The following is a 16,719-nucleotide window of genomic DNA, read 5'->3' on the forward strand; positions in this document are numbered from 1 at the left end:
GCGGGGCACCGCGGAAGCGGGGGAGGACCAATCCAGTTGCGGCGCCCCGCGGGGTGCGACTAAAAAGACGGCGAGCGATCCCCGGCGGAGAAGTAAGAACGACATGCGAATCCCCAGCAGCCTCACGTCTCTGGCCGACCAGGGGCTCATCGAGGACGTCGTGCGCCCGCTGATGAGCGGCAAGGAGGCGGAGGTCTTCCTGGTGCGCGCCGGCGGCGAGCTCCGGGTGGCCAAGGTCTACAAAGAGGCGCAGGACCGGACCTTCAAGAACCGGGCGGAGTACACGGAGGGGCGCAAGGTGCGCAACAGCCGCGACCAGCGCGCGATCAACAAGCGCTCGCGCCATGGTCGTGCGCAGGATGAAGCCGCCTGGAGATCGACCGAGGTGGACATGATCTTCCGCCTGCGCGACGCGGGAGTGCGCGTCCCGATCCCCTACCATTTCATCGACGGTGTGCTGATCATGGAGCTCATCACCGACGCCGACGGCAGCCCGGCCCCGCGGCTCGCCGAGGTGAGCCTGAACCCCGACGAGGCGGTGAGGGTCTTCGACCGCTTGCTGGCCGAAGTGGTCCGGATGCTGAGCGCCGGGGTCGTGCACGGCGATCTGTCCGACTTCAACGTGCTGATGGGGGCGGACGGGCCGGTCGTCATCGATTTGCCGCAGGCAGTGGACGCTTCCAGCAATCAGAACGCGCGAAAGCTGCTGCTGCGCGACGTCGACAATCTCCAGCGCTTCCTCTCCCGGTTCGCTCCCAACCGGCAGCCCCGCCCTTACGCGCAGGAGCTGTGGGAGCTCTACTCGTGCAGCCAGCTCACGCCCGAGACACGGCTGAGCGGTCGCTTCCGGGCGTCCTCGAGGCAGGCGGATACCGAGGCGGTCCTGGAGCTCATCAGCGATGCCAACCACGACGAGCGCCGCCGCCGTGAGACGCAGGGGCTGAACATGCGGGGCGTATCGCCCCCGCCTCGCAAGGTCGAGGTGGTGATTATACCGAGCAGCCCGCGAGACCGCGCGCGCCGGAACGCGCAGGAAGCACAGGCGGGCGGCGGGGCGAACGCGCGCCCGGGGCAGGGGGGCGGCGGGGCGAATACGCGCCCGGGGCAGGGGGGCGGCGGGGCGAATACGCGCCCGGGGCAGGGGGGCGGCGGGGCGAATACGCGCCCACGACAGGCCCGCGGCGCGCGCGGATAGGAAACCGTAGAGCTTTCGCCCGTGTCACGCGCCGCGGGGACGGCGCCTGGTGAGCTGCTTTTGCCCATCGGACACCCCTTTCCCCCTCGCAGGGCTGGCGCGGCGTGCTCCGGGCGCAGCTGGGGCTCGATGACCGCGGCGAGCGCTCGCCATGACGGGGGCGGGTCGTGTGCCCAGTTCCGCGGCGTCGAACCCGAACGCCACCGGTCCCCACGTCGGGTGAGATGATGGATGGCGTCGACGAGCTGCCTCCCGTCCTCCGAGGGCGTGAAGTCGATGATGGGAACAACTTCCGCAGACGCCGGCCACGAGGTGACGAGCTGAATGCTACCTGGACAACAGAGCTCACTCAGGGGGCAGGCTCCCCGGACATCGCGGTAGCCATTTCAGAGCGCCGGGCTCGTCCGCGGCGAGTCGCCCCCGCATCCCCCTCGCTCGTGACTTAACCGGTTTACGTGGGTCCCGCTCCGCAGGGCGCCCCGGTCCGGCTCCCTCCGTGCGATGTCTCCCACCACCGCGCCTCCCCGCCGACACACCGCAGCTCGCCGCGCCTGCTCGCGCGCCCCCCGGTCCGCGCGGCGCCCCGGCCCCCGAGCGTTTGCGCGGAGGCCATTGCGTGAGATAGGATGCTCAACGGGTCTCAAATCCATCCCCGGCGGCCCGTGGAGCATGCAGGGGAGGTCGCGTGGGGGCCGCCGGTCAGGAGCGCCGCGCGGACAGCCACGGAGAGCTCCGCCCGTCGTCACGGCCTTCCTATGTCGGATTCGAAAGAGCGAAAGCGCAAGCCGCCGAGCCTGGCCGAGGCCCAGCAAGAGCAGCTCTTACGGCACATCATCTCGACGTTTCCTTACAGCATCTGGTGGAAGGACCGTGACTGCGTCTACCTCGGCACCAACGAGATGAGCGCCCGGGGAGCGGGGCTGAGCCACGCGGACGACATCATCGGCCTCACCGACCACGACCTGCCCTGGACCACCGAGGAGGCGGAGAACTACATCCGCCTCGACAAGGCCGTCATGGCCTCGGGCGAGCCGATGCTGAACATCGAGGAGACCCAGCGCCAGGCCGACGGCGGCCAGCGGTACCTGCTCACGTGCAAGGTGCCGCTCAAGGACGAGAACGGCGAGGTGTTCGGCATCCTCGGCTCCTGGACCGACATCACCGACCGCAAGCACACCGAGCTCGCGCTCGCCCGCGCCAAGGACGAGGCGGAGAGCGCCAACAACGCCAAGAGCGACTTCCTCGCCACGGTGAGCCACGAGCTGCGGACACCCCTCACCCTGATTCTGTCCCCGCTGGAGCGACTCCTCGAGACCCAGCACACGGCCCTGCCGGGCGACGTGCGCGACGAGCTGGAGCTCATCCGCCGCAACACGGCGCGGCTCCTCAATGTGGTGAGCGACCTCCTCGACTTCTCCAAGGCGGAGGCGGCGCGCATGGAGGTCGACTGGGAGCCCGTGGATGTTAACCGGTTCACCTCGCTGATGCTGAGCGATATCCGGCCGAGCGCGGTGGCCCGCGGTCGGACCCTGGCCATGACCGGCGACGCGATCGGCGTCGTCCTGCTGGATCGCTACAAGTACGAGCGCATCCTGCTCAACCTCATCAGCAACGCGCTGAAGTTCTCCCACCCCGGGGGGCACGTCGAGGTCGCGCTGTGCGCGCTCGACGACGCGTCGTTCGAGCTCAGCGTGCGCGACGAGGGGATCGGCATCCCCCGGGGCGAGCTCGGCAAGCTGTTCTCGAAGTTCACCCAGGTCGACGGCTCGGCGAAGCGGAGGTACGAGGGCACGGGGCTCGGGCTCTCGCTGGTCAAGCAGTTCGCGGAGCTCATGCGCGGCTCGGTCTCGATCGAGAGCGAGATCGACCAGGGGACGACCGTCCGCGTGCGCCTGCCGCTCGTGGTCGAGGACGCCGGGCCGCACGACACCGAGCCGGGGTCGCGCAGCGAGAACAGCACCGCGCAGACGCGGCGCTGGCTCAGCTCGTTGCCGCCCGTGGCGATCTCGCCCGGCGGCGGTGGGCCGGAGGAGGGCGCCGGCACACCGCGCGAAGGGCGCCTGTCGAGCCGACCGCCGGGGCCGCCGTCCGGCGCCCGGCCGGGCGCGGAGGCGGACAGGCCGCTGCTGCTGCTCGTCGACGACAACCCGGACATGCGGCAGTTCATGCGCTCGCTGCTGTCGCCAAGCTACCGCCTGCTGGAGGCGACGAACGGCCTCGAGGCGCAGCGGCTGATCGAGCGCTCGCCCCCGCAGGTCATCGTCTCCGACGTGATGATGCCGCTGATGTCGGGCATCGAGCTCATCGCCTGGCTGAAGGCCCACCCCGTGCTGCGCCACGTGCCGGTCATCCTCGTCACGGCCCGCGCCGACGACGAGGCGGTCGCGTCGGGGCTCGACGGCGGCGCCGACGAGTACCTTGTGAAGCCGTTCTCCCCGCGGGAGCTCCTGGCGCGCGTGCGGTCGATGGTGCGGCTGTACCGGTCGTACCAGCAGCTCGGCGCGGAGCAGGCCGAGATCGCGCGGCACTCGGGCATGGCGCAGGTCGCGATGGACGTCCTCCACAGCGTGGGCAACACGCTGAGCAGCGCCGGGGTCACGGCCGAGCTGGTGCGGGAGCGCCTCGAGAGGTCGCGGCTCCCGCGGCTGACGAGGGCCCTCTCCGAGCTGATGAGGGGCGGTCCGGAGGTCGCGGATCCGGCGGACGAGCCGCGCAGCGAGAGCCTGCGCCGCTACGTCGACCTGGCGCTCGCCGCCCTGGAGCAGGAGCAGGCGGAGACCGCGGCGGACGTCGATCGCGTGCGCGAGCAGCTCGACGTCATCCGCGACGCCATCCGCGCGCAGGAGCGGTACGCGTACAGGAACGCGTACCGCACGGAGCGGCTCTCCGTGAGCGAGGTGGTCCAGGAGTCGCTGCACGTGCACGGGGTGGCGCTCGTGAGCGCGCGCGTCGCCCTCCGGCTCGATCTGCGGCCGATCGACGACATCGTGGCGAACCGCCATGATCTCCTGACCATCCTCTACAACCTCCTCGACAACGCGCGGGCGGCGTTCGGCGAGGGGGAGACGCGCGAGCCCTGGATCGAGATCGCGACATGGCAGGACGGGGCCGAGGTGTGCTGCGCCGTGGAGGACAACGGGCCCGGCGTCCCCGAGGGCGCGCGGATGCAGGTGTTCCAGTACGGGTTCACGACCCGGGAGGGCGCGAACGGCATCGGGCTGCATTTCTCGGCGAACCGGATGAAGAGCTTCGGCGGATCGATCCGGATCGAGGAAGGCCGCGAGCGCGGGGCGAGGGTCGTGCTCACGTTCGCGGCCGCCCCCGGCGCGGCCGCGCGCGCCCGCTGAGGGGCGTGCTCCTGCTGGGACATGAAGGCGGGGAGGCGGGAAGAAAAGCTCAATGATCTTCCCGCTTTACCGCCTTCATGGGAGCTCTCTCCGGGCCGATGCGACAACGACCCCGCTCAGCGCGGCCGCGCGGCGTGGTCCGCGATCACGCTCGCCACGCAGCAGGTCAGCTTCTTCCCCATGCCGAGGTGCAGGAACTCGTTCGGACCGTGCGCGTTCGATTGCGGCCCGAGCACGCCGGTGATCAGGAACTGCGCCTCCGGGAACTTCTCCCCGAGCATCGCCATGAAGGGGATCGTCCCGCCCTCGCCGAGCCCCATCGCCGGCCGGCCGAAGAACGCCTGCGACGCCTTGCTCATCGCCGCTTCCAGCCAGGGCGCCGTCGCCGGCGCGTCCCACCCGGGCGACGGCTCGCTCACGTGGAACCGGACCTGCGCGCCGTACGGCGGGTCCTGCTCCAGCGTCTGCTTCAGGGCCGCCGCCGCCTTCCTCGGGTCGACGCGCGGCGGGATGCGCATCGAGAGCTTCGCCCTCGTGAACGGGCGCAGCACGTTGCCCGCGCTGGCGAGGGGCGGGAGGCCGTCGGCGCCGGTCACCGAGAGCGCCGGGCGCCAGGTGCGGTTCAGGAGGAGCTCCGCCACGTCGCCGGTCACCGGGCCCGCGCCCTGCACCCACGGCAGCTCGCTCACGACCGTCGCGCCGAGCACCTCGGCCGCGGCCCGCGCCTGCGCCACGCGCTCGTCCGGGATCGGCACGTGCAGCGCGTCCACGAGGACGCGCCCGGTCCGCTCGTCCTCGATGCGCGACAGGAGCTGCCGCAGGACGCGGAAGGTCGAGGGCACCACGCCGCTGCCCACGCCCGAGTGCACGCCCTCGCGCAGGATGCTCACCTCGAGCGTGCCCTGGAGGAGCCCGCGGAGCGACGTCGTGGTCCAGAGCTGGTCGTAGTTGCCGCAGCCGGAGTCGAGGCACACGACCAGGCTCGGCTTGCCGATGCGGTCCGCGAGCGCGTCGATGTAGGCCGGCAGGTCCTGGCTGCCGCTCTCCTCGCAGCCCTCGATGAGCACCACGCAGCGCGCGTGCTTCAGCCCCTGCTCGTGCAGGAGGCGCAGCGCGGCGAGCGACGCGAAGCCCGAGTAGCCGTCGTCGGCGCCGCCGCGGCCGTAGAGCCGGTCGCCGTCGCGCACCGGCTCCCAGGGGCCGAGCCCCTCTCGCCAGCCCGTCATCTCGGGCTGCTTGTCGAGGTGGCCGTAGAGGAGCACCGTGTCGTCGCGCCGGCCCGGCACCTCCATCAGGATCACCGGCGTGCGGTTCCCGATGCGCACGACCTCGACCGTGAGCCCCGGGATCGGCTGCGTCTTGCACCAGGCGGCGATGAGCGACGCCGCCTTGTCCATGTGGCCGTTCTCGCGCCAGGCGGGGTCGAAGGCGGGCGATTTGTTGGGGATACGGATGTAGTCGTGGAGCGCGGGGACGATCTCCTGCTCCCAGCAGCGCTCGCAGGACGCGACGGCTTTACTCTCGTCGAGCTTCGTCAGCATGGATCTCTCCAGGGGGTTGAGGACGGCGGTGATTTGGGGGACCGACTCTACAGCGGCGGCGACGCGGGGGGGCCGCCGACAGCGGAGGTCTGGCACCTTCGGCGGGTCGCCGCGCGGAGCGCCTGCAGGCGGACGGGCTCCGCGTCCCGCCGGGGCGGCCGCCGGCCTGGCGAGCGGGGCGGGCCAGCGCTCGCCGGGCGCGACGTCGTCACCACAGGCTGTCGAGCCCAGGCATGCCGCGGCTGCGCCCGTCGAGGCAGTCGAGCAGGGTGCAGGCCAGCCCGGCGTCCCCGGTCCACAGGCTGTAGCGCCACTGGCCAACCCGGTTGAGCTCGGCCTCGGACTGCGCGAGGGCCCACATGGCGAATTCGCGGGCGCGATCGAGCCAGAAGGCGTCCTGGGTGCGCCGGTACATCTCCAGCAGGGCGGCCCCGTTACCGTCGGTGCCGTGGCACAGGGCCACCCCCTTCGCCAGCGGCCCGGCGGCCACGATCGACCGCGCGCCCTGGAGCAACAGGGGGAGCGCCTCGGGCAGCTCCGCGTGGCGCAACGACGTGATGATCCCCGGCGCGCCGTGGCACCACTGCAAGAGCAGCTTCGACGGCGATTCCGTGTGCGCGGGCCAGTTGGCGAGCTCTCCATCCATGATCGCCAGGCGGCCGAGCCCCTGCAGGGTCCGCGCGCGCAGCGCCGTCCGCTGCTCCGGGCTCAGCAGGGGCCGGGCGCGCCAGAGCGAATAGAGATTGCCGGCCCAGCCGTGGGCGGCGCCGAGATAATGGATCCGGCGGCCGTAGAGGTCCTGTTCCCACAGCCAGACGTCCCGGGCCTCGTCGTGAACCCAGCTCTCCCAGAGCGCCGCCGCGCTGTCGCGGATCAGCTCCGCCCAGCGCTCGTCCCCGGTCGCCTCGTGCAGGAACAGCGCCGCGATCATCGTCCCGGGCGCGCCCCACAGCGCCTCGCGCGTCGGGTTCGCGCGGTTGTCGCGGATCATCTCGGCCAGGCGATCGGCCTTGTGCGCGTCCGGTCGGGCCAGACAGCAGATCGTCAAGAGCGCGCTCTCGCCGAGGAACCACGACGGCACGCGCTCGCCGTCGTCGGGCGAGCGCGTGTAGTCCTCCAGCACCTGATCGAAGATCTGCGGCAGGCCCATCGGCAGATTGCAGAGGCCCGCCGCCGCGACGCGGGTGAGGGCGAGCCAGACGCCGCACGCGCCGAGGTACAGGCTGTGGAGCGGGGCGGGCGACGCCGGCTCCGGGGAGTCCTCGGCGTCGCGCGGGTGCACCGGCCAGTCGTGCTGGGCCCGGACCGAAAGCGCGTCGGCGGCCCATCGCTGCAGCCAGGCGCGCGCGCGGCCGGGGTCCCAGGCCTCGGGCGGCAGCGTGACGTGGCGTGTCGGAAGGTAGAGGGTCATGCGGCCTTCGGCGGCGCGACGGCGCGGCGAGCCGGCCCAGGGTAGCAGCGAAGCCGGAGCGCTACACGCCAACCACGACGACAGCGCCGTGACACAGGTCGTCGAGAAAGTCAAAGGGACGCATTCACTGAGCCTGCACGTAGAGCGAGAACGGGAAATTGCCCTCCCCGCCGACGAAGGTCGCGTCAGGGACGTCGATCACGAATTCGTGCATGCCGGCGCTCGCGGCACCCCACGGGACGATCCGGGTGTCGATCACGTCGCCAGGGCACCAATTGCTGGACGACTGCCACGCTCCGTCCGACCGCGGGGACAGCCCGTAGATGCCGTTGCTCTGGGTATTGTACTTGCGGAACGGCTCGCACGACATGCGCCCGGGCTTGTACTGCAAGGCCAGCTTGCCGTCGACGTACACGTAATGCTCGCGGCGAATATACTCCTCGCCGCCCTGGTTGGCGCCGTGATTCGACGTGATCAGCACGAGCTGTGCATTCTGTGTATCTGCCGGCAATTCGAAGCTGACGGTCTTGCGGGTCGTGCCGACCTTGTCGCTGGCGCCCATGGCGTAATTGTTGAAGTCTTCGCCGATCGCCAGCGGCAACAGGACGCTGAAGTCCTGGGCCTCCTGCGTGCTGTCGGTATACAGCAGCAGCGATCCGAGCTGCGTGTCATTGCGACCAGCGCAGCCGGCGACCTCGTCGTTCGCGGCGTAAGGCACGCCGAAGATGCTCAATTCGAACCAAAAATCGTGATCGGCCAGGAGGTCGGGGTCTTTCAAGATCGGCACGAGGTTGCTGGCCTCCCATTCGTAGGGGACCGTCGTCGGCTGCTTGTTCATGTTCATGAACGGCGTGACGAACCGTGCGACCTCGATCCGGTCGACCTCGCCGGAAACGTAGGTCTGGGCACCCTTGGGGACCAGCGCCAGGTTGACCGAGCCGAGTCGGTCGTAGTTGTCGCACAGCGCTCCCACGACGACGCGGACCTTCAGGGTGGTTTGGACCCTGGCGAGCAGCTCGTCGGTCAACCTGGTCGCAACCAGCGAGTTGTTGTGGCGGATCACGCCGTCCGGGATCGGCTCGTCGACCGTCTCGGCGTAGCCGTCGTAGAACGCGATGTTCTCCAGCACCGGGACCTCCTCGGGTTCCGGGGGCGGCACGTCGCCGCTGTCGTCGCTCTCGCCGCTCTCGCCGCTGCCGCCAGTGCCGCCGCTGCCTGCGCTGGTCCCGGTCACTGCGCTCGTGCTCCCGGTGCTCTCGGAGGTCCCGGTGCCTCCGCCAGTGCCCACGTCAGAGCGCTGTTCATTCGTGCATGCGGCGAGCAGGGCCAGCAGACAGAAGGTTGGGATCGCGCGACGCAGGTTCATTCGTCGAACTTATCAGGTCGCCGGCTCGATGTCGCGCTGGAGCGGCGGACCCACCGCGCCCAGGTGGGTGGTGTCCTGATCAGGGCACTCGATGGTTTCCGGACCCGAGTCAGCCGCGGCGTCCGTCCTGCGGGCGCGTGCGGCTCCGAAACGCGCTCCGGTAGGCCTGCGGGCTGGTGCCAGCCACGCGGTGGAAGTGCTGGCGGAGCGCGGCCACCGAGCCGAAGCCGACGTCGGACGCGACCCGCTCCACCGATCGCGCCGTCGTCTCCAGCAGGAGCTGCGCTCTGCGCACGCGGGCGCGCAGCAGCCACTGCAGCGGGGTCGTCCCCGTCTGTTCCTTGAAGCGCCGGTTCAGCGAGCGGACGCTCATCGCCGCCTGCCGGGCGATGTCGCAGAGCGCGATCTCCTCGCGCAGGTTCTCCTCGATCCAGTCGAGGACGCAGCTCAGCGAGCTGCCGTCGGCGGTGGGCGGCGCGTGCACGATGAACTGCGCCTGACCGCCGTCGCGCTCGAGCGGCATCACCGAGAGGCGCGCCGCCTCCGCCGCGACGGCCGCCCCGTGGTCGAGCCGGACCATGTGCAGGCACAAGTCGAAGCCGGCAGCTGCGCCGGCGGACGTCAGCAGCTGTCCGCAATCCACATAAAGGACGCTCGGATCGACCTCGACGCGCGGAAACCGCCGCGCGAGCTCCCCGGCGGCGAGCCAGTGCGTCGTCGCCCTCCGCCCGTCCAGGAGCCCGGTCGCGGCGAGCAAGAACGCTCCGGTGCAGATCGAGGCGACACGGGCCCCGGCGCCGGCCGCCGTCCGCACGGCGCGGAGCAACCGTTCCGGTACGGGGCGACCGATGTCGGCGACCCCTGGGAGGATCACCGTGTCGGCCCTGCGGAGCTCCTCGAGCCCGTGACGGACCCGCAAGGCGAAGGTCCCAGCGTCGACCTCCTTCGCAGCGGCGCACACGCGGACTTCGTAGCCAGGGCGTCCGTTCGGGAGCCGCACGCGTCCAAACACCTCGTTCGGGATCGATAGATCGAAGGCCACGACGTCGTCGAAGGCGGCGATGGCGACGCGATGCATGGCCGGATTATGCATGCAGGCCATGATCGCGCCAGGCCAGCTCGCGCGACGACCAGCGGGCATTTCGGCTCCACCGTGGCGTTCGAGCCGGTTGGCCAGAACCTGGCGATGTTTGGCGTTTCAGCCGATCGCGCGGCCGCGGCCCGCGTGCGACGGTATCGTTCATGGTCAGGCGAGGACGCGGGGCTCCGGTGAGAGGCCCCCGGGGGGCGAGATGATGTTGTACCAGCTGGTCCTGACGCTGAAGTTTCTCGGCGTGATGGGGTACGCCGGCGGGCTCGTCGCGAGCTTCGTCACGGCGGATCCGCGCGAGCGGAAGCGAGCCGTGCACCGCATCGCGTCTCCGAGCCTGCTCGCGACGTGGTGCGCCGGATACGCCCTGGCCGCGCTCGGTGGTTTTCGGATGTTCGAGCTGTGGGTCGTCGGCGGGCTCGCTCTCTCCGTCGGCTCCAACGTCATCCTCGTCTACTGCGTCTCGCGTGACAAGCGGGGTCATGGAGCGTTCTCGTGCGCTGCGCTTCCGCTCGCCGGCGTCGTCGGGCTCATGGTCCTCAAGCCGACGTGGGCGCAGGTGTTCCAGTGAGCTCGCTTCATTCCTTGCGTCTGGCGAGCCTCGTCGAGGGAGCATCCCTGCTGCTCCTCCTGCTGGTCGCCATGCCGCTGAAGTACGGTCTCGGCCTGGCGATCGCGGTGCGCGTCGCCGGAGCCATTCACGGTCTGCTCTTTCTCGTGCTGCTCTCGGTCGCTTCTCGGGCGTATTTCGAGCGAGCGGTCCCGACGAGGAGCTTGCTCCGCGTCCTCGGCCTGTCGCTCGTCCCGCTCGGGTTCCTCGCCGCCGAGCGGCTGCTGCGACGCGACGCTGACCGGGGCCACCCAGCTAAGAGGTCGACCCGCCCCTGACGGTGGCCGCACGTGAGCTGGCACAGCTCGGCGCACCGCACGGTGGGCCAGATGGCCAAGTGTTTGAATTTGATTACTTTATTGTCTGTGCCGGGCGCCGCCCGGCGTGGCATACGGCATGCTGACGGAGCGGGCATGACGGCAAGCTCATTCCTCGATCGCCGCCCCCATCGTTCGCGCCGTGCGCGTGCGGGGGCGGGCCTCTTGTCGTTGGCCCTCTTCGTCGGTTGTTCGGGCGAGACGCTCGACCCACCGCCCCCGCCGCCGGAGCCGCCGAGCTGCGACTTCGTGGGTCCTGCGGACGGCGCGCCCGCGTCGAGCGGCGGCCTGCGCATCAACGAGGTGATGACCGGCAACGACGGCGCGTGGGTCGATGAGATCGGCGAGACGGACGATTTCATCGAGCTGATCAACATGGGCGACCGCGCGCTCGATCTCGGGCAGTACTTTCTGGGCGACAAGCTCGGCAAGGCGACGCGGCTGCCGGAGCTGGCGCTCGATCCGGGTCGAACGGTGCTGTTCTGGGCCGACGACACGCCCGATCAGGGCCCGCGGCACCTGCCGTTCAAGCTCTCGAATTCGGGCGCGCGCGTGCTGCTGTGGTCGGCGTCGTGCGAGCTCGCCGACGTGGTGGAGGTGCCGGAGCTGCCGCGCTCCGAGAGCTACGCGCGGCTGCCCGACGGCACGGGCGAGCCGTCGATCTGCCGCTATGCCACGCCCGAGCGCGAGAACGGCGAGACCTGCGATCCGCCGGAGCCGCCGAACCTCGACGACGGCATCCAATTCGCGCCTTTTCCGTGGCCCGAGCCGTTCCCGGCCATCGCCGGGCCGCTGGTCATCTCGGAGCTCTCGCTGCGGCCCGCGGGGTTCGTCGAGGTGCTGAACGCGAGCGACGAGGCCGTGGAGCTCGACGCCTTCGCGCTGAGCCTCGCGACGCTCTCGCCGGGACAGGCGATGCCCGGCGCCGGTGTGGGCGTGCTGCTCGCGTGGCCAGAGCCGTCGGCCACGCTCGCGCCCGGGGAGCGCGTGAGCGTTCCGGTGAGCGCGAGCGATACGGCCGAGCTCGAGGCCTCGCCGGATTTCGAGGGCATCGTGACGCTGCGGCAGGTGGACCGGCCGGTGCCGAGCGATCGGGTCGACTTCATGGCATGGCCGGAAGGCGCCTCGCTGGCCCGCGTGCCCGACGCCACCGGGACGCCGCGCTATTGCGCAGCGGCGAGCCCCGGCGCGGCGAACGAGGGCTGCACCGAGCTGCCGGGGCGTGAGCTCGCGAGCGGGCGCGCGCGTCGGCTGGAGACCGCCGGCGATTTCGCCGAGCTGGCCAGGGGCGGCACCGAGGTCGGCGAGGCCGGCGTCAAGTTCGTGATCGACATGGCCGCGAACGACACCGTGCATCTGCTGAGCACGCGCCAGTGGGCGCTCCACTACACCTTCATCCGCGAGCAGATCCAGCGACTGCCGCACCTCGATCGCTGCGACCCCGAGCAAGCCGCGGAGTTCAACCTCGGCTGGGGGCTGTTCAGCCAGACCGAGTATTATAGCGTCGAGGGCCGGCGCTACCTCCTCGGCACGCTGGTGGAGCACACAAACGGCACCAAGACCGTCGAGTTCTCTCCCGGCGACAAGATCGTCGGCGAGCTGATGCGACGCGCGTTCTTCGCGGTGATGAAGGCGGTGCCCGACCCGCAGGCGTGGGCGATCCGGCCCACCGAGGCGCGCCAGATCGCCGAGCTGCGCGCGATCGAGGGCAACGCGCCGCTGGTCGGGCCGAACGCGCCGTACAAGGGGCTCACCTACCAGCCGCTCAACCCGGCCGAGGGCTTCGGTACGCTGACGTTCGTCCCGGCGCGCGATCTGGAGACGGCCGAGCTCGGCCCGAACGTGATCGTGGTGACGGACGACGTGCCGAACGAGACGGCGTTCATGGGCGGCCTCATCACCGAGGCGTTCCAGACGCCGCTGGCGCACGTGAACGTGCTGGCGCGCGGGCGGGGGACGCCGAACATGGCCCTGCGCCGCGCGCGCGACGACGAGCGGCTCAAGGGCCTGTTCGGCAAGCTGGTGCGGCTCGAGGTGCGGGCGTCGGACTTCGACCTCCGCGAGGCGACCGCGCAGGAGGCGGACGCTTACTGGGAGGCGCGCAAGCCGACCGGCGAGCGGCTCGCGCCGGCGCTCGACCTCTCCGTGCGCGGGATCGTATCGCTCGACGCCGCGAGCTATTCGATGAGCGACAGCATCGGCTCCAAGGCGGCAGGCATGGCCGAGCTGTACCGCGTGAGCGGCGTGGGGCCGTATTGCCCGGCCGACCTGGTGCCGCTGTACGTGCCGCCCGCTGCGTTCGCGATCCCGTTCGCGCATTACATGGATCATTTCCAGGCGAGCGGCGCGGCGGAGCTCCTGGCCGATCTCGAGAAGGATCCCGAGTTCCGTGCCGATCCGCACGCGCACGCCGAGGGGCTGGCGCAGGTGCGCGCGCGGATGCTGGCGCATCCGGTCGATGGCGAGCTCATGAGCGAGGTCACGGCCGCCGTCAAACGACGCTTCGGCGGCGACCGCGTGCGCCTGCGCAGCAGCAGCAACACCGAGGATCTGGCGACCTTCAACGGCGCGGGGCTGCACACGTCGACAAGCGGCGAGCTGGACGCGGAGTCGAGCTCCCTGGAGGACGCGCTGCTCACGGTCTGGTCGAGCCTCTGGAACACGCGCGCCTACGACGAGCGCGAGTTCGGCCACGTCGAGCAGGCGAGCGCGGCGATGGCCGTGCTCGTGCACCAGGCCTGGCAATCGGAGCGCGCGCAGGGCGTGGGCATCAGCCGCAACGCGCTCGATGCGACCCGCGACAGCCAGTACTACATCAACGCGCAGATCGGGGAGGCGTCGGTCACAAACCCCGCGCCCGGCGTGAGCAGCGACGAGATCGTGTACACGCCGCCGCCCCGCACGATCAAGGCGGATTACCACGCGCGTTCGAGCCTGTCGCGCGGGCGCGACGTGCTGTCGTTCCCGGAGGTCCAGCGGCTCGGCTGCGTGCTCGGGTCGATCCACGAGCATTACAAGCCGCTGGTGGACCCGGGCGGGGAGAACCGGCTGTACGCGATGCAGATCGAATGGAAGCTGATCGGTCCGGAGCGCCGGCTGCTGGTCAAGCAGGCGCGGCCCTACAGCTTCGGCGCGCTCCAGGCGCCGGGCGACTGCCGCGAGTACTAGCTCGTTCCCGTCCCGCGAGTCCACGCGAGCGGCGGGCTCGACGTTCGGCCCAAGCTTGCTCACCCCTCCGGTGCCACCGGCAGCCCGAGCAGCCGACCGCTCGCCTCATTCTTGACAGGTCGGAATGGCTCTGCGCGCGGGCTGTCCTCCGGCGGCGCCGCGATCACAACCCGGTGTAGATGGTGGCGAAGGAGGCAGCCTCGCCGCGGAGCAGCAGGCTGAGCCGCGGGTTCGGCACCTTGAAGCTGTGAATCTTGGCGTTCCGCACGTCGAGCACCGCGAAGGCGCCGCCCGGCGTGCTCTCCGCGAGTCCGTTCATGAGCAGGTTCAGCACGACCGAGACGCGCTTGGACGACAGAGGCTCCCCGCGGAAATACATCTTGATGACATGGGGCGTCCCATCGATGACGAGCCCGAGCTCCGGGTTGACGTTGATCTCGAGATCGCCGAGGCGATACGTCGACACCGGCGGCTCGAACCACGTCATCTTGGCCGAGGCGAGGAACTTGCGATATCCGTTCACCACCGACGGGTAGATGCGGCGGCGCCGCTCGTCGTGCTGGGCGGCGAGGAAGCCGTCGAGCACGCTGGTGGGCTTTCCGCTCCTGTGCATGTCGACGATCGCCTCTCGCACCTGCCTGTAAAAGTCCGTGTGGAGCTCGTCCTTCCGCTCCTTGAGCTCCCTGACGCCGGTCAGCTTGGGCGTCCCGGCCTTGAGAACGAAGTCGACAAAGTACGTGAGCGAGATTTTTTCCATGAAGTCTCCTCCAGAACGAAGCATTCCGGCGCGCCACTTGCGCGCGTCGTGCGAGAGACACGCCGTCGCGCCGCGTCCTTGATGTCTACCATGGATAGTCATCTTCGACCCGTCGGGGAAGGGATCGATCGGACGGACATTGTCCCAACCTGTCGGGGGCGGACGGCGGCGCCCGTTGTCAGAAAAATCGTTGTAATTACGCGTGCTTGCATGGAGCGGCGGCGCCGGTTTTCTCTGCGGCGCGGGGCTCCGCCAGGCTGTGCGAATGGCCATGACGAGAAGAGGCGCGCGCGGCGATGGTAATCGACAGAATCCAGCTGTTGTCCAGGGGATGTCCTGTGGAGAACGCCTGTGGAGAACTGGAGAGGGAGGGCGCTATCGAGGCGCCGACAAGATCGGACATGTTCTGTCATAGCCACGCGCGCTTTGGCGCTTGACGCTGCTCGCTGGCGGGGGATGGAGCCGGACGCACGTGTCCGTCAGGACGGCGGCTCACGCCGTCACATCCCCATGAAGGCGGGAAGATCATTGAGATTTTCTTCCCGCCTTCCCGCCTTCATGTTCAAATCCGGCCACCACCGCTTCGTTGGCGGAGCTTCGCGGCGAAGGAGCGCTGGCTTTGTCTCCCGGCGATCAGAACGGGATGTCGTCGTCGTTCCCGAAGCCGCCGCCGCCGCCGCCGGTGTCGTAGTCGTCGGCCGGCGGCGCATCCTGCGGCGCCGGGCGTCCCCCGCGCGGCGCGCTCCCACCACCGCCGGCGGGCGCTCGCCCCCCGCCGCTGCCGGTCGCGACCGATCGCGCGCCGCTGCCCGCGCGCCGCGCCAGCTCCGCGTCGATCGCCGCGAGCTGCCCGCGCGCCTTCTCGTGGAACTGGGACTTCGACCCGTCGGCGAGGTCCCTCTCCAGCGTCCCGCGGAGCCACGAGAGATCCGCGACCTCGCTGATCCGCTTGCCCTTGTCGCGACCGAACCTCACCTCGAAGTCCCCCGCGCTGGCGGCGGAGCCGCCCGCCGAGGAGCCGCTGCTGCGGGCGTATCCGCCGCCCTGGGGCGCGCCTCCACCTTCACCGCCGCGAGGCGCGTACCCGCCGCCGCCGCCGTAGCCTTCGCCCTCCGCTTCGTGCCCGCCGCCATCGGGCTCGAACGTCTCGCCGCTGCTGCCGCTGCCCTTGCCTCGGCCGGTGAGGATGATGTTGTTGGCGTTGATCTCGGTCTTGTAGCGCTTGTTGCCCTCTTTGTCGTCGTAGCTCGACGTGCGGAGCGAGCCCTCGATGAAGACCGACGATCCCTTCGTCAGGATCTTCGCCAGCGCCTCGCCGCGCTTGCCCCACACGACGACGTTGTGCCAGTCGGTGCGCTCGACGCGCTCCTTGTCCTTGTTGAGGTACGTCTCCGTCGTGGCCAGGCGCATGTTGAGCACCGCCTGCCCGCCCTGCGTGAACCGGAGCTCGGGGTCGGCGCCGAGGTTTCCGAGCAGCATCACGCGATTCAAACCGTCCATGGTAGCGACCCTTTCGTGTGAGGAGGTACGCACGCCCTCGCCCAGTGCAGGGGGTCCCTGTACGCCGAGAAGCTCGCCCCGGCGAGGGCAAGATGCAGGCGCTGCGTCACCGGCCTGGCCGGCTCTGCTGCGATCGGGGGGCGACGGGCGGCGCCCCCTCGCTCGGCACCCTCGATCGACGGGGCGCTTGACAGGGGCGGTGGTCTCGGCTCTCGCTCTCTCCCCCCCGAGGATACTCCTCCTCTCGTCCAAGGGCCATATCGCCGATTTCTATCGGTTCATGCTCATGGAGGACCTGGCGCGCCGGGGGCCTACGTCCGCGCGAGGCTCAATCGACCTGTGTCTTGCTGTGCGCCGGGATCAACGCCTCTTGCGGGACCGTGGTCGTCGGGCTCGAGGTGGTGCGTATATCATCGC

General features: G+C 70.3%; 10 protein-coding genes and 1 pseudogene. 5 read left to right on the forward strand and 6 right to left on the reverse strand.

Features of this window, described 5'->3' with window-relative positions; genetic code table 11:
- Positions 1 to 103 precede the first annotated feature (103 nt).
- Positions 104 to 982 (forward strand): annotated as a pseudogene (locus tag WMF36_RS00895) (PA4780 family RIO1-like protein kinase); the annotation flags it as partial.
- A gap of 968 nt (positions 983 to 1,950) precedes the next feature.
- Positions 1,951 to 4,542 carry an ATP-binding protein gene (locus WMF36_RS00900; protein ID WP_437577658.1) on the forward strand — a complete coding sequence of 864 codons (2,592 nt, stop codon included), beginning with the start codon at positions 1,951 to 1,953 and terminating at the stop codon, positions 4,540 to 4,542.
- Between the two features lie 116 nt (positions 4,543 to 4,658).
- On the opposite strand, the gene WMF36_RS00905 is transcribed toward WMF36_RS00900, so the two are convergent.
- The 4 genes from WMF36_RS00905 to WMF36_RS00920 all read right to left on the reverse strand — a co-directional run bounded on the left by WMF36_RS00905 (position 4,659) and on the right by WMF36_RS00920 (position 9,938).
- Positions 4,659 to 6,083 carry a M20 family metallopeptidase gene (locus WMF36_RS00905; RefSeq protein ID WP_437577659.1) on the reverse strand — a complete coding sequence of 475 codons (1,425 nt, stop codon included), beginning with the start codon at positions 6,081 to 6,083 and terminating at the stop codon, positions 4,659 to 4,661.
- A 208-nt stretch (positions 6,084 to 6,291) separates the two neighbouring features.
- Positions 6,292 to 7,494 (reverse strand): lanthionine synthetase C family protein, encoded by a 1,203-nt coding sequence (locus WMF36_RS00910; RefSeq protein WP_437577660.1) that lies wholly within the window; start codon positions 7,492 to 7,494, stop codon positions 6,292 to 6,294.
- 124 nt (positions 7,495 to 7,618) lie between these two features.
- Entirely contained in the window at positions 7,619 to 8,860 is a 1,242-nt protein-coding gene (locus tag WMF36_RS00915) for a peptide-N-glycosidase F-related protein (protein WP_437577661.1), read from the reverse strand.
- 109 nt (positions 8,861 to 8,969) lie between these two features.
- Positions 8,970 to 9,938: a GlxA family transcriptional regulator gene (locus WMF36_RS00920; RefSeq protein WP_437577662.1), complete on the reverse strand. Its 969-nt coding sequence runs from the start codon at positions 9,936 to 9,938 to the stop codon at positions 8,970 to 8,972.
- A gap of 214 nt (positions 9,939 to 10,152) precedes the next feature.
- Between WMF36_RS00920 and WMF36_RS00925 the strand changes: the two genes are divergently transcribed.
- From WMF36_RS00925 to WMF36_RS00935, 3 genes are read left to right on the forward strand one after another with little or no spacing between them, the layout of a single operon-like run.
- Positions 10,153 to 10,521, forward strand: coding sequence for a hypothetical protein (locus tag WMF36_RS00925; protein ID WP_437577663.1), 369 nt, complete (start codon positions 10,153 to 10,155; stop codon positions 10,519 to 10,521).
- Complete coding sequence (locus WMF36_RS00930) at positions 10,518 to 10,838, forward strand: DUF3817 domain-containing protein (protein WP_437577664.1); 321 nt, start codon at positions 10,518 to 10,520, stop codon at positions 10,836 to 10,838. Before WMF36_RS00925 ends, WMF36_RS00930 begins: the two co-directional genes overlap by 4 nt.
- A gap of 12 nt (positions 10,839 to 10,850) precedes the next feature.
- The gene (locus WMF36_RS00935) at positions 10,851 to 14,045 is read left to right on the forward strand and encodes a PEP/pyruvate-binding domain-containing protein (RefSeq protein ID WP_437577665.1); all 3,195 of its coding nucleotides are present in this window, start codon (positions 10,851 to 10,853) and stop codon (positions 14,043 to 14,045) included.
- A gap of 163 nt (positions 14,046 to 14,208) precedes the next feature.
- On the opposite strand, the gene WMF36_RS00940 is transcribed toward WMF36_RS00935, so the two are convergent.
- Entirely contained in the window at positions 14,209 to 14,802 is a 594-nt protein-coding gene (locus WMF36_RS00940) for a hypothetical protein (protein ID WP_437577666.1), read from the reverse strand.
- A gap of 633 nt (positions 14,803 to 15,435) precedes the next feature.
- Positions 15,436 to 16,302, reverse strand: coding sequence for a single-stranded DNA-binding protein (locus tag WMF36_RS00945; RefSeq protein WP_437577667.1), 867 nt, complete (start codon positions 16,300 to 16,302; stop codon positions 15,436 to 15,438).
- Between the last annotated feature and the right edge of the window lie 417 nt (positions 16,303 to 16,719).

Origin of the sequence: Sorangium sp. So ce887 (assembly GCF_051521455.1) — a bacterium.
GTDB lineage: Bacteria > Myxococcota_A > Polyangia > Polyangiales > Polyangiaceae > Sorangium.

What these genes read in the sequence shown, in the direction of transcription:
- WMF36_RS00940 (WP_437577666.1), bottom strand. Translation starts at nt 14,802, where the DNA reads ATGGAAAAAATCTCGCTCACGTACTTTGTCGACTTCGTTCTCAAGGCC.
- WMF36_RS00945 (WP_437577667.1), bottom strand. Translation starts at nt 16,302, where the DNA reads ATGGACGGTTTGAATCGCGTGATGCTGCTCGGAAACCTCGGCGCCGAC.
- WMF36_RS00900 (WP_437577658.1), top strand. Translation starts at nt 1,951, where the DNA reads ATGTCGGATTCGAAAGAGCGAAAGCGCAAGCCGCCGAGCCTGGCCGAG.
- WMF36_RS00925 (WP_437577663.1), top strand. Translation starts at nt 10,153, where the DNA reads ATGATGTTGTACCAGCTGGTCCTGACGCTGAAGTTTCTCGGCGTGATG.
- WMF36_RS00920 (WP_437577662.1), bottom strand. Translation starts at nt 9,938, where the DNA reads ATGCATCGCGTCGCCATCGCCGCCTTCGACGACGTCGTGGCCTTCGAT.
- WMF36_RS00905 (WP_437577659.1), bottom strand. Translation starts at nt 6,083, where the DNA reads ATGCTGACGAAGCTCGACGAGAGTAAAGCCGTCGCGTCCTGCGAGCGC.
- WMF36_RS00910 (WP_437577660.1), bottom strand. Translation starts at nt 7,494, where the DNA reads ATGACCCTCTACCTTCCGACACGCCACGTCACGCTGCCGCCCGAGGCC.
- WMF36_RS00915 (WP_437577661.1), bottom strand. Translation starts at nt 8,860, where the DNA reads ATGAACCTGCGTCGCGCGATCCCAACCTTCTGTCTGCTGGCCCTGCTC.